This window comes from Bacteroides sp. FSHCM14E1, from assembly GCF_019633785.1.
Classification (GTDB): domain Bacteria; phylum Bacteroidota; class Bacteroidia; order Bacteroidales; family Bacteroidaceae; genus Bacteroides; species Bacteroides hominis.
Genome location: NZ_JADKYL010000005.1, coordinates 173,382 through 186,770 on the forward strand (window position 1 = coordinate 173,382; position 13,389 = coordinate 186,770).

Genomic DNA, 13,389 nt, shown 5'->3' on the forward strand with positions numbered 1-13,389 from the left:
TTATCAAAATGCTGTGCTTTTACAATTGGGCGCAAAGTTACCATTTATTTATCATATTCTGAACTTCTTCGTTCAAAATTTCACCAAAATCTTCAAATTTCATGGTTCCTTTGTCTCCTTCTCCCTGTCTGCGGACAGAAACTTCACCATTTTCAGCTTCTTTCTCGCCGACAATCAGCATATACGGAATGCGCTTCATCTCGTTATCACGAATTTTACGGCCGATCTTCTCATTGCGATCATCCACAATTGCGCGAATTTCTTTTGTTTTCAAGTAAGTCTTCACTTTTTCCGCATATTCATTGAACTTCTCACTAATCGGGAGAATAACGACTTGTTCCGGAGTCAGCCATAACGGGAATTTACCGGCAGTATGTTCAATCAATACAGCAACAAAACGTTCCATAGATCCGAATGGAGCGCGATGGATCATCACCGGACGGTGCTTCTGGTTATCCGATCCCATATATTCCAGTTCGAAGCGCTCCGGCAGATTATAATCCACCTGAATAGTTCCTAACTGCCAACGACGACCGATAGCATCTTTCACCATAAAGTCCAATTTAGGACCATAGAAAGCAGCTTCACCATATTCGATCTTAGCTTTCAGCCCCTTTTCTTCGCAGGCCTCAATGATAGCTTGTTCAGCTTTTTCCCAGTTCTCATCACTGCCAATGTATTTTTCACGGTTCACTTTATCGCGCAAAGAAATCTGTGCTTCAAAGTTAGTGAAATCCATAGAACGGAACACGATTGAAATAATATCCATCACACGAAGGAACTCTCCCTTCACCTGATCCGGACGACAGAAAATATGTGCATCATCCTGTGTAAAGCTACGCACACGTGTTAATCCATGAAGTTCACCGCTCTGCTCGTAACGACACACAGTACCAAATTCAGCAATGCGCAGAGGCAAGTCCTTATACGAACGAGGGAAATTCTTATAAATTTCACAATGATGAGGACAGTTCATCGGTTTCAGGAAGTATTCTTCACCCTCTTCCGGTGTATGAATGGGTTGGAATGCATCTTTACCATATTTTGCATAGTGCCCCGAAGTCACATACAATAACTTGTTACCAATAGGCGGAGTAATCACTTCCTGATAATCGTAACGAGTCTGGATACGGCGAAGGAAATCCTGCAAACGCAAACGCAAAGCAGTTCCTTTCGGCAGCCACATAGGCAATCCCTTACCCACCGTATCGGAGAACATGAAAAGTTGCATTTCTTTACCAATCTTACGATGGTCACGTTTTTTAGCTTCCTCCATTAAAGCCAGATACTCATCCAGCATTTTCTTTTTAGGGAAAGTAATACCATAAATGCGAGTCAGCATTTTACGGTCTTCATGTCCGCGCCAGTATGCACCGGCAACAGAAGTCAGCTTAATAGCTTTAATAGGTGCGGTTGTCATCAAGTGAGGGCCACGACAAAGATCCGTAAAGTCACCCTGTGTATATGTTGTAATATGTCCGTCTTCCAACTCCGAAATCAGCTCACATTTATAAGTTTCCCCACGGTCGCCAAACATCTTTAAAGCATCGTTTTTTGCGATATCCCGGCGAACCACAACTTCTTTCTTTGCAACCAGTTCAGCCATTTTTGCCTCAATTGCAGGCAGATCAGACTCTTTGATGACAGCCTCTCCCGGATCAACGTCATAGTAGAAACCGTTTTCAATAGCCGGACCAATACCGAACTGAATACCCGGATAAAGCTCCTGCAAAGCTTCAGCCAACAAGTGAGCACTTGTGTGCCAAAAAGCATGCTTACCCTGTTCATCTTCCCATTTATAAAGCACTACCGAAGCATCTTCATTGATGGGACGTCCCAAATCATAAATCTCACCGTTCACTCCACACGCCAATACATCTTGCGCCAGACGCGAACTGATACTTTCTGCAATTTGCAGTCCGTTTACTCCCTCGTTATACTCACGAACAGAGCCATCAGGAAATGTTATTTTTATCATAATGTTATGTTATATTTTTCATTATTGCACGCAAAAATAAGGATTTCTTTTTGAGTTTACTATTTTTTATCTAAAAAATGTTATTCCGGCACTTCTGTAAATCGTTTCAGGATATTATAGGCCGAAACAATGCCCAACTCGCCTGCCTTACTTAAGTCAGCTATTCCATTCTTATTGTTACCCAGGAAAATATGTGTCAATCCACGATTAAAATAAGCCTCCGCAAACTCTTTATTCAATTCGATAGCTTTATCATAGTCCGCAATTGCCGCACGATAATCTTTCAACATGGCCAATACATTGGCACGGTTATAATACGCATAAACAAAATCGGGGGCTAAAGAGATCACATGATCCAAGTCACTTTTCACTATATCATAGTCCAAGGCACTGATTTCCGACTTCGGTGGAGCGGATATACCCGGTAGTGTGGCCGGTGCTGCCGAGGCTGCATTAGCTTCTTCTGCCTTTTGATATTCCAACTGCTTGCAACGCACCAAGGAACGCATAAAGTAAGCAGGGAAGAATTTATCATCCAACAAAATGGCCTGAGTCAGATCTTCAACAGAACTGGCAAAATCTTGTACCAGATAGAAATCAAGTGCACGGGAGAATCGTATGCGTGCATCCTGCGGATTTTCAACAATTGCCGAAGTATGTGTATCAATCAATGCAAAGTGGAACTTCACTTGTTCTTCGGTAAGCGGTGATTCCATATTAGTGATATACAAACGTTTTGGTAAAACACCGGCACGATTCAAATCATCTATATACTTATAATAATGTACCGTCCGCTTCACATCGCTCATCTTCTCGTAATAGGTAAGAGCATACATCGGTTCCATCTTGATATTAACATTACGATCCTGTACCCTGCCCCGAATATCACTCTTATATTTCTGTTCCACTTCAGAATTATCTGCGATAACGATTTTCCGGTAATTATTCATATCCTTATCGGACTTTTTACGAGTTTTAGTCTCCTCTTTCTTATTACTTTTTTTATTATCAGCCACGGTCTTATCGCTATTACTTACACCATTTTGCTTGTCAAGTTGCGCTTTCATGACTTTAAACTCGTCCATTTCAGCACCTTTACGGTCGCCGATCTTTCTCCTTGCCTCTGCACGTTGATAATATCCGGCCAAAAAGTTCGGATACATATCAATCACAGTTGTATAATCCTTAATGGCTCCCCGGTAATCCCCCGTTTGTGCACGAAGTAATCCTCGGTTAAACGTAGCCATCATGTTATCCGGTTCTATTTGCAGTACAAAATCAAAATCCTCAATAGCTCGATTGTCATCTCCTACTTGTGCCCGAAGCAAACCACGGTTATAATGTCCGATAAAATTATTCGGATCAATATCAAGAGCCAGATCATAATCACTCATGGCTCCCCGCAGATTATTCTGATGGAAACGGGCTAAAGCACGATTAATATAATTCCCGGCGTTTCTGGCATTCAAATGCGTTGCATGATTCAAATCCGATTCTGCCTCTGCATATTTTCCCTGTTGTAACCTGACGATGGCCCGGGATGCCCAGGCATCAGGATCATACTTATCCATCTCAATAGCTGTATTGAAGTCATTCAAAGCCCGCAATGTATCCTGTTGCTTCAAAGCCACCTCTCCTCTCATCAGATAGGCTCTTGTATATTTGGGAGCAACTGCCAGCAATTTACCCAAATCATCTTCAGCAGCTTTATAGTCTTCTTTCTGTATATGGCATAAAGTCAGATTATGCCAAAGCGTAATATTTTCAGGGTCAAAATGAAGTGCTTTCTTATAGTCTTCAATAGCCCCATCATACTTATTCTGTTTAATCCTTGCAAGCCCACGAATCTGATAAGCACCCACTACAAAAGGATTCCTGTCAATGGCCGCATCACAGTCATCTTCAGCTCCCTGATAATCATCCAGGTTGATCTTGGCAAGCCCTCTGAAAAAATAGGGTTCATACAGGTAGGGTTTTGCATTGATCACTTGATTAAAATACTGAATGGAAAGGACATAGTCCTCAAAGTATAACGCGTTTCGGGCAATCATCATTACCCTGTCTGTGTTTATCTGAGCATATATAAATGTAGGAAACAACAATAATGCTGCTAATATCTTTTTAATCATCGGCTTCTGAATACTTTTTAAGTAGAGCAAAAGTAATGCTTTTCATCTATTAAACAGGGATAACGGACAACTTTTTATATTTTTTGATTATTTTATAGGACCCCTCCATGCAGATATTCAGTAGTCTATACACCTTCTTAACACCTATTAACCTCACATTCATTATTAACTTACGATTATTTCGTAGATTTGTAATATGCCCATAAATCAATATATGAAACGGGTTATCCGAAAATTAAAAATACAGAAAGAAAGACACCTGTACAATATTGCAAACAGGGGTTCTTTTATACATAAAATAGTATCAACATGAAACCAAAATCACTTCTTTTACTACTACCTTTCCTGCTGCTTTCTTGCGGCGGAAAGAAGAACAGTGACCAGCCGTCCGAAGCAACGGTCCAAATTACAGAACCAGAATTCCCTCAAATCGTACCTTTCGAAACAGGTATCGAAACAGAACGGGAAATACTACTGAGTGAAATAGCCGATTCAATACGGTATATCCCGTTGGAGACAAACAATAAATGCCTGATAAGAGGGTTAAAGGGAACCAATATCATCCAGACAAAAGAGTATTTCTTCCTACCATGGCTCGATAAATTATTTCAGTACACAAAAGATGGTAAATTCATACGGACACTGGGCCGCAAAGGCGGTGGACCAGGTGAATTTAACTGGATCATGCAGATTGACGTGGATGAAGAAAAAGGATTGGTCTACATGCTAACAACTACAGGAAAAATCAATATCTACTCTATGGAAACAGGTAAATTCATCCGTGCAATGAAAGTTCCTAATATAGAAGTTAGTGAGTTTGCGATGTTACGTGTTCAGGATACAATTGCCGCAACATTCATGCGCAATAATAACGGAAGACGAAAAGAACGTATTTACCTTTCCAACCTGAAAGGTGATACGTTGCAAATCTTCAATCGTTGGGACCTATTTGAGCTAAACAGCCAATATCGCTGGATGATCAGTAGTGATATAGATCGTTATATGTTCCATTACGAAAACCACACCTGTTATAAAGAATATTATAACGACACCCTATTCACTGTCACTCCAGAAGCTTTAGAACCCCGATATATATTCCAGATGGGCAAATACTCATTACCGATGGAATGCAGGTTTGAATATCTGGATGGAAACGGAAAGCGTTTTCAGGAAATGGCCGCTCCTTACATACAGTACAGTGCCATAGAGACTGACTCCTACATATTCATGCCTTATTCTAATTGGGCAGGAGAGAAAGCGCGAGAAAGACAAATGGCTATTTACGACAAAAAAGCCAAAAACTGTTTCAAAGTAGCCACAGGCCATATAAAAAATGACTTGACTCCTGGTTTACCATTACGCCCGATAACGGCACTTGACAGCCATACACTGTTATATGTATGGGAAGCTCCTGAGCTTTTAGAAAAAGCGGAAGAAACGCCTTCCATACTTCAAATCGAACAGTTGAAAGGCTTAAAGGAAGACGATAATCCGGTAATGATGCTGGTATATTTAAAGCAACCATAACCGGGCTCTTTTAAGAAAAACATCAAATAGCCGTTGCAAGATATTTGAGATGCAGTCCTGAAAAAGTAATGGGTAAAATTGATTTATATGATCAACTTTACCCATTGCTTTTTATTCGAAAATCTCAGGTATATCATTTCACCTGCTTCATCTTATAGGAGCTACGAGCCTTTCCTTTCAACATCGTATTCAGTTTTCCTTTTATCATTTGTTTACGCAAAGGAGAAATGTGATCTATGAACATTTTCCCGTCCAAATGGTCAAATTCATGCTGCATAACCCGTGCCAGAAACCCTTCTACCACTTCGTTATGCTCTACAAAATTTTCATCCATATATCGTACGTGAATCTTACTGCCTCTCTTTACAGACTCGTGTATGCCGGGCAGACTAAGACATCCTTCTTCCATGGATACTTCTTCACCCTCCACAACATCAATATGTGCGTTTATATAAGCCTTACGAAAATCCTTGTATTCAGGATAATCTTCTGAAAGCACATCCAGGTTAATAACAACTACGCGGACAGGTAAGCCAATCTGAGGAGCGGCAAGCCCTACCCCATCGGCATGATCCATCGTTTCAAACATATTTTCAATCAGCTCTTTCAGGTTCGGATAATCCGGCGTGATATCCTCCGCCACCTGCCTGAGAACTGGCTGACCATATACATAAATAGGTAAAATCATATCTTATAATTATTCTTTTTAAATATTGTTTCTTCTTACAAACGTTTACTTTCCAGATAAGACTGCAAAATAATAGTTGCGCTAATTTCATCGACCAATGCCTTGTTCTGTCTGTCTTTTTTCTTAAGCCCGGCTTCAATCATCGTACGGTGTGCAAGCACAGAAGTAAAACGTTCATCTACATATTCAACGGGAATATCAGGCAAACGTTTTCTTAACGAACGTACAAAAGGCTCTATATTTTTCATATTTTCAGAAACCTCATTATTCATCTGCTTCGGCAAACCTATAATAATGCGTTCCACCGGTTCCTGTTTTACATAATTGGTTATGAAATCCAGAAGTTCATGACTTGGTACAGTTGTCAGCCCGTTAGCGATAATCTGCATCGCATCACTCACAGCTATTCCTGTACGTTTTCGTCCGTAATCTATTGCTATTATTCTACTCATATTTGGAGTGCAAAAATACGATTAAAATTTGGATTATCCCCTATTTAACAAACAAAAAGGGTATCCGTTGTGCGGATACCCCTTCCATTATTTATCGGGCTATTGCCTCAATAAAGTTGTATTATTCCAGAATCACAACGCGGTTCAAGAAGTTCTTGCCAAACATGTTGGCAGTTCCACCGAAGCCTACCAGTTCAAGCTGATCCTTGCTTACACCTTCTTTAATAAGTGCATCGTAAACAGCCTGTGCACGAGCTTCAGACAACTTCTGGTTCCACTTGGCGCTACCGGTAGCTTTATCTGCATAACCTGCCACCTTATATTTCTTATCCGGATTAGCCTTCAGGATCTTAGCTGCCAACTGAATATTAACCATACCATAGTCGTCAATCTTAGATTTGCCAATCTGGAAGAAGATAGCGCGAGGTCCGGCTACTTCAACTTCCTTCACAACTTCTTTTGTTACAGGTTTCACGTTAGCCAACGCGTTCTTGGCATCAGCCAAGTCAGACTGAGCCTTAGCCAGTTCGCTTCTGTAACGATTCAGTTCTTCATTGATAGCATTCTGGTCTACCTGAGAACCACAAGATACGAATCTCTTGCCACCAAATGTATAAGTTACACCTGCAGTCAGAGAAACAGCGCCGTCGGTATGAGCAGAGCTAATATTACCGAACGGAGAAGGAGAAACCTCGCCTCTTGCTTCAATGTTGATATCTAAATACTTATTGATATTGAACTGTCCAGCCAAACCAACAGAACCGTTGATCAGTGCATTTACTTTATCCTGATTACCATAAGCTTTGGCAAATGTCAAACCGGGACCTGCAAATACAGAAACTGTGAACAAACGGTCCGGATTGTAACCGCCAATAGCATTCGACAAGTTAAACATACCGTCCGCACGCAGAGTGAAGTAATGTTTATTCTTGCTCTTAATATAAGTATCGGCAGGTTGTCCGTAGTTAGAATACAAGGTAGTCCATGCGCCAGCCACCTGACCACGGATACCCCAAACCGGATTGAACAGTTTACCAACTGACACATTGATCAGCGGAGTTATGGCTTTACCAAAGCCATAATCAAAGTTGTCCGGGTTTACACAACCCTGAGCGCCAACACCTACACTCACAAAGATATTGTCCTTAAAGCTTTCGCTATAGAACGTCTCTTTAGTCTGAGCAGTAGCTGCAGTAGCACCGGCCAACAATAAAGATAATATTACTAATTTACTTTTCATTGTTTTTTGTTTTTAAATATTTCAACTCTTTTAGTTTCTTATTTGCTCCGACCATTCTGCTTACTTCAAATAAATCTTATATGTAAGCCCGCCGGTAAAATATTTCATTCTTTGCAATTCTACCTGCGCATGCAAATGGTTGAAAAGCAAATAGGTAGCACCAAACGCGAAGTCCTTTGCATCATATTCTGCGATCACTGTCAGATCAGGAGCAAAAGATGGAGCATAAGTGAGCCCTCCGGCTAATCCATTCAAGTGGTAATCCACTCTTCGGTTGTACAGATATGACAGATGCACACCTATCTTCTCCTTTCCAACCGGGATATGCTTGGTGGCTGCGACATAAAAACGGCAAAAATAGCCATTACCATCGGCAGAACCTACTTGCCCATCACCTGACTCAGTATAAGGATCAGAAGTTCCCACTACAACAGCCGGCATATGCTTCCACAATTGTCCTTCTTTCAAAACTCGCAAACGGGCAGAAAAATATCTGTCCTGATTCGTAAACTTCTTCTTTCCAACTTTCCAGTCAATCCCTATAGTCTGCGACTGAAACAGCGTACATGTATAGGCTATTTCGAGCCAGGGAAAGATAGTCACGTTCAAAAAGTAATTATACGTATGGTAGTCCCATGTAGGAGGAGTTATCTCCTTATTTAGAAAATTTCCACCGATCATCACTGTCTTATCCCGTTGCATTTCTGCTGACGGAGTATGGAGCAGACCGGTAGTTCCGTACGTCAACTGAGCCGAAAGTGCCAAATGACAGCAAAGGAACAAGCCCATAAGAAGTATCTTTTTCATCATTACCTGCAATTTCTATACTTTCGGTTCAACTCGTACTTTTTAATTCTCAACAATTACTTTTACCTCTGATTAGTCGTTAGATCCACCACCGGCGTTCGGGTTGAAGCCGTGAGAGTCATGAGAATCGTGAGAATCGTGGCTGTAATAGTTAGGATAGATCATTACGCTGTTCTGGTAAGAAACGATACCTTCATAATATTTGCCAGAGATCAGGAATGTCAGCTTCTTAGAAACCAATTGTCCTTTAACTCTATAGCCAATAATACCATAACCGCTCAATACGCTGATCTTAGCATAACCAACCTTCTGTACGAAACCGGCATTCTTGTTCAAAGCTTTAGCAGCATTTGCAAGGAAAGCAGCCTGAATATCAGTAGAAACAGCGCCTTCTGCTCTTGTTGCAGGAGCAGCCACTTCTTTTACATCACCTGTAAGTTCACAACCTTCATTGTAGAAGTAAGGAACCAAGATAGCGGCATCTTTAACAGAGTTTGCAAATTCAAACGGAGTAGTAACCAAGATCGATCCATCAGCCTGAGCTTCAGCAGTAGTAGCTCCAGTAGTAACGTCACCGGTCAACTCTTTTGTAGTTTCCAGACCAGCCTTTTCCTCAGCTGTAGCTGTTGCGCCATCCCACATATTCTTAACTGTTTCAGCAGAAGGTTTAGCTTCTTCAGCCGCTTTAGTTACCAATGCTCCGGCTTCAGATTCAGTAACATCAGTCTTAGGATCAGTCGGAGAAACTACCGGAGGAATAGTTGCTGCTTCAACAGAAACCAAAGCAACGTCTACAGTAGCAACACTTGTCTGGCCGTCACTAACCTGGTTCAGGTATACTTGTCTTGTTACAGAATAATAACCGGTTGCAGAAACTTCCAAGCTATATCCTTCTGCTTTATAAGTAACTTCTTTGTTGAATGTAGCTCCAACTGATTCGCCACCCAATGTAACTTTAGCAGTAGTCAAAACCTGACCTGTAGTTGCGTCAGTAATAGTACCGGCAATATAATACTTTGCAGGGGCTGGTTTTGTTGCTTCATCAACTTCTGCTTTCTCGTAGCAGCTTGTAAACAGTGTACCGCAAACTGCCAAAACGGCTAACGCTAACTTAGCGCCATTACCGAAAAATTTACTTTTCATTTTCATCTCAATAAAATTAAAAATTTAATAATTCTGATTTTACAAAATATGGATTAAAACTATTATCATTCATTACATTATCACTTGCCTGAGAGTTATACCCTTTACCATATATACGTTCATTACCCGCATTATATTGGAATCCGAAATTATTAGGCATTACTCTTGGGATATACCCCTTTCTCTTATATTTGTATGGAGGCAAAGCTATCTGAAACAAGAAACCTCCATTCAGTCCTTTATTACCTGCATGTTGCACTTTCATTCCATAAAAGCCAATAGAGGCATAGCGAAAATGGCGAACCATATCAAAACGGACTCCATATTCTTCCTCCAAATATCGCTCTCCTTTTAAACTAAACTGTGTATTGTATTTCGGCCAATAGAAATTAGCTCCGATAGAACCGGTCAGAGTCCATTTGGTACCATGATAAAAGGCCCAATCTTCAAAATACCCTCTTCCGGTATACCCGATACGCGCATCTACTGAAAAGCGCTCATCTTTAAAGAAGTGTTTTGCTTTTAAATCACCTCCCCAGCGAAACTTATTAAAAAATCCGACTGAGGCGGTCAGAAATGTGCGTTGAGGCAAACGCACTGTCTGTGACAAAGTCACAAATCCGGGACGGATCTGCTTATACCTTTGACCATAATCATTATAGATAGGGAAAATCACTTGTCCGGTCAGTTTCATTCCCTTCCACAAAGAAACTTCTATGGCAGGAGAGACATTAACCACTATTTCATAGACCTTAGACAAAATATAGTTTCTGAATAATAATTCCGGATATACCACTATATCTACCTTAAACAAAGAACTGTTTTGCTTCTTAATACGTCTTGCTTGCTTCCATCCTTCTCCCAAATCATAACTTACATTCCAGTCGGCCCGATTTGCTTCAGCAATACTATCTCCTTTCATAGGCTGATAATAGAGAGATATCTGAGGTATATTATTGTCCAAAACTATTAACCTACATGGCTTATTTTCGGGTAAACCCATCTTTTGAATCAAATCAACAGCTTTACCTATTCCGACTCCTTCAAGACGATAGGCTGAATTCTGTATCACAAAAACCCGTTCCTCATTATCTTCTGTCCACCCTACATTCTCAAATCCCATTTTCACCAGTGCGTCAACAGTAGCCTCTCCTGTTTGACATACACCTTTTAAAGGGAGTAAACAGAATGATATGAGTAAAATTCTGAGCAAAGTAGCGTCAATTGTTATGTTTTTCCTCATGTAAGGGCTTTTGTGATTCATTTGTTTGCTTTAAAACTTATGTACCCTAAAAATTATAGATACAAAATATGGTGCAAAAATAGACACAATTTTAATAATACCAAAGAGTTTTACATGTTTTTTCGCAGATTTGTATCAGTTTTTTTTCATTCGAACTCCTGCTTACTTAAAAATAGACCAGAAAAACCATTTATAATCTTAAATAATATCCATTATATATTTTAGAATCACTAATAGAGCAAGTTATATAGATAAAGAAGTGATAAAATAAAATAGAAATATATATTAATACTAAATTTCCAATAAAATACCGCTATATTACAAATTTACTAAATCCGGGTAAAATCAAGTAGTAGCTAATCTAACCAAATGCACAATTATTACCAACTAAAACAGAAATGCATCGGAAAGACCAGTATATATATAATAATGTATTCATATATTAATATAAACCTACTATATAAAGCAGTTGAATTAACAATGTTAACTACAAAAGCAGCCAATTATATTCTTAGATTTACGAAGTTAACCTTATGTATTTACGAAGTTAATATCTTGGGTTTACGAAGTTAACTTTAACACAGTGTTAAAGTTAACTTCGTAAACCCAAGATATTAGTATTTAATGTCACTGTTTGTCAACACCTTATGTCTTATTAGCTTTTTATCGTTACTCCACAACATTCAGGCATAAGATTGAGGTTCACATTTTCGCAACTACATACCCGAACCATTTATCACCCTCTCAAGTTATATCCGGAATCAGATCAATAGCTTTCTCTTTACTTTCATCTACTATCTTGGCATATATCTGAGTTGTTTGAATGTTAGTGTGTCCCAGGAGTTTGGACACGGTATAAAGATCAGCCCCAAGAGTAATCATCATCGTAGCATGAGTATGGCGTGCCGAATGAAATGTGATATGTTTTTGAATACCGGCTTTAGCAGCCCATCTTGGCAATATCTCATTGGTCCTTCCTAAACTGATCAGTCCTTTGAATACTTTCTCTGTATCCTGAGCCTTCCCACGGACCGGGAGTTGTTTTAAAGCTTCATTACTCAAAGGAAGCGAAAGGAGTTCCTGAGTTTTCTGCTGTGTCATATGCAGTTCTATTTTCCCTATCTTATTTTTTTTCAGATTTCCCCATGTAAGTGCCACTATATCACTATGTCTCAACCCACAAAAACAACTAAATAGAAAAGCCCTCTTCAAAGTCTTATTATGAAAATCCGTTTGCGATAATGTTTTAACTTCATCAATAGTTAAAAAGGCCCTTTCGGTTCTTTTACGTTTAGGTTTTTCCTCTTTTTTTATCTTATCCATCGGGTTTGAGATTATAATTTCATCAATTATGGCACTATTAAGGCAATAATGAAAAACTTTATAATAATATACCTGAGTATTGGCATTTATATGCTTTATACTTTTGCAATGCTTCTGAGTTGCAGTTTTCAAGTACTCAATAAAGCCGAGTATATACTTTTTATCTATCTGCCTAAGCTTAATACCTAATTTATCATAACGCTGGAGATGATATATCAAAGTATACATAGACACTTTTCTTGAAGTTTTTTCTATATCCCTGTCTGCCAAATACTTTATATAGTCTATCAGTGTTATATCCTTTTTCTCTTTTTGATGGTTAAAGCCATATATTCCATTCTGCAATTCTACAATTCTTTGAGCTTTCACCGCATTAGCAAGCTTCATAGTACTCTGATTTAAATCTTTGTCTTCCCGCGTATGCTCAGGTATTATATATAACTTTAAAAACTCATATTGTCTCTTTCCATCTATATATATATCTAAATATATAGACTCACAACCATTCGACAGACACTTGGTTCTAATTCTAACCGGTTCTTTAATCCTTACTTCTTTTTTCATATTATTTGTTTGCATGTTATTAGTTATAAATATAGACATTATTCCGTTATAAGTAACAAACAGGTAACAAAAGTCTCAGAAAAAAGATTTCTAAAGAAAAATGATTAGACGATATCCGCCCACAAAACTCAAATAAACATCTGTTTTTTAGCTACTTATCAATTTCACAAAGATTCTTTATGAGTCTTAATTAAAGTAGCAGTTCGGTAACATACATACTTCATGAAAGTAAAGATCAATCAAAATCATAATAAACCAGGCAAAAGCAACATTTACATAAAACACTATCTATCAA

The 13,389-nt window shown here is 39.1% G+C and carries 10 protein-coding genes; 1 reads left to right on the forward strand and 9 read right to left on the reverse strand.

Going from position 1 to position 13,389, the window contains the following annotated elements; all coding sequences use genetic code 11:
- Positions 1 to 37: 37 nt before the first annotated feature.
- Together thrS and ISX59_RS10075 are read right to left on the reverse strand one after the other, a co-directional pair.
- Positions 38 to 1,978 (reverse strand): threonine--tRNA ligase, encoded by a 1,941-nt coding sequence (thrS, locus tag ISX59_RS10070; RefSeq protein ID WP_005776475.1) that lies wholly within the window; start codon positions 1,976 to 1,978, stop codon positions 38 to 40.
- A gap of 80 nt (positions 1,979 to 2,058) precedes the next feature.
- Positions 2,059 to 4,107, reverse strand: a complete 2,049-nt coding sequence (locus ISX59_RS10075) for a tetratricopeptide repeat protein (protein ID WP_005809025.1) — start codon at positions 4,105 to 4,107, stop codon at positions 2,059 to 2,061.
- Positions 4,108 to 4,416: 309 nt separating this feature from the next.
- Here ISX59_RS10075 and ISX59_RS10080 point away from each other — a divergent pair, with 309 nt between their 5' ends.
- The gene (locus ISX59_RS10080) at positions 4,417 to 5,634 is read left to right on the forward strand and encodes a 6-bladed beta-propeller (protein ID WP_220575867.1); all 1,218 of its coding nucleotides are present in this window, start codon (positions 4,417 to 4,419) and stop codon (positions 5,632 to 5,634) included.
- Between the two features lie 133 nt (positions 5,635 to 5,767).
- On the opposite strand, the gene def is transcribed toward ISX59_RS10080, so the two are convergent.
- The 7 genes from def to ISX59_RS10115 form a co-directional block, all read right to left on the reverse strand.
- Positions 5,768 to 6,322, reverse strand: a complete 555-nt coding sequence (gene def, locus ISX59_RS10085) for a peptide deformylase (protein WP_032539459.1) — start codon at positions 6,320 to 6,322, stop codon at positions 5,768 to 5,770.
- Between the two features lie 35 nt (positions 6,323 to 6,357).
- On the reverse strand, positions 6,358 to 6,774 hold the full coding sequence (ruvX, locus tag ISX59_RS10090; protein WP_005776470.1) for a Holliday junction resolvase RuvX: 417 nt from the start codon (positions 6,772 to 6,774) through the stop codon (positions 6,358 to 6,360).
- A 121-nt stretch (positions 6,775 to 6,895) separates the two neighbouring features.
- Positions 6,896 to 8,014: an OmpA family protein gene (locus ISX59_RS10095; RefSeq protein WP_005819319.1), complete on the reverse strand. Its 1,119-nt coding sequence runs from the start codon at positions 8,012 to 8,014 to the stop codon at positions 6,896 to 6,898.
- A gap of 60 nt (positions 8,015 to 8,074) precedes the next feature.
- On the reverse strand, positions 8,075 to 8,824 hold the full coding sequence (locus tag ISX59_RS10100) for a YjbH domain-containing protein (protein ID WP_188520888.1): 750 nt from the start codon (positions 8,822 to 8,824) through the stop codon (positions 8,075 to 8,077).
- A gap of 69 nt (positions 8,825 to 8,893) precedes the next feature.
- Positions 8,894 to 9,970: a DUF3869 domain-containing protein gene (locus tag ISX59_RS10105; protein ID WP_005776467.1), complete on the reverse strand. Its 1,077-nt coding sequence runs from the start codon at positions 9,968 to 9,970 to the stop codon at positions 8,894 to 8,896.
- Between the two features lie 10 nt (positions 9,971 to 9,980).
- The gene (locus ISX59_RS10110; protein ID WP_005776466.1) at positions 9,981 to 11,228 is read right to left on the reverse strand and encodes a hypothetical protein; all 1,248 of its coding nucleotides are present in this window, start codon (positions 11,226 to 11,228) and stop codon (positions 9,981 to 9,983) included.
- 723 nt (positions 11,229 to 11,951) lie between these two features.
- Positions 11,952 to 13,094: a site-specific integrase gene (locus ISX59_RS10115; RefSeq protein WP_005776464.1), complete on the reverse strand. Its 1,143-nt coding sequence runs from the start codon at positions 13,092 to 13,094 to the stop codon at positions 11,952 to 11,954.
- Positions 13,095 to 13,389: the final 295 nt, after the last annotated feature.

Coding starts and splice junctions, on each gene's coding strand:
- thrS (WP_005776475.1), bottom strand. CDS start 1,978: ATGATAAAAATAACATTTCCTGATGGCTCTGTTCGTGAGTATAACGAG.
- ISX59_RS10075 (WP_005809025.1), bottom strand. CDS start 4,107: ATGATTAAAAAGATATTAGCAGCATTATTGTTGTTTCCTACATTTATA.
- ISX59_RS10080 (WP_220575867.1), top strand. CDS start 4,417: ATGAAACCAAAATCACTTCTTTTACTACTACCTTTCCTGCTGCTTTCT.
- def (WP_032539459.1), bottom strand. CDS start 6,322: ATGATTTTACCTATTTATGTATATGGTCAGCCAGTTCTCAGGCAGGTG.
- ruvX (WP_005776470.1), bottom strand. CDS start 6,774: ATGAGTAGAATAATAGCAATAGATTACGGACGAAAACGTACAGGAATA.
- ISX59_RS10095 (WP_005819319.1), bottom strand. CDS start 8,014: ATGAAAAGTAAATTAGTAATATTATCTTTATTGTTGGCCGGTGCTACT.
- ISX59_RS10100 (WP_188520888.1), bottom strand. CDS start 8,824: ATGATGAAAAAGATACTTCTTATGGGCTTGTTCCTTTGCTGTCATTTG.
- ISX59_RS10105 (WP_005776467.1), bottom strand. CDS start 9,970: ATGAAAATGAAAAGTAAATTTTTCGGTAATGGCGCTAAGTTAGCGTTA.
- ISX59_RS10110 (WP_005776466.1), bottom strand. CDS start 11,228: ATGAATCACAAAAGCCCTTACATGAGGAAAAACATAACAATTGACGCT.
- ISX59_RS10115 (WP_005776464.1), bottom strand. CDS start 13,094: ATGAAAAAAGAAGTAAGGATTAAAGAACCGGTTAGAATTAGAACCAAG.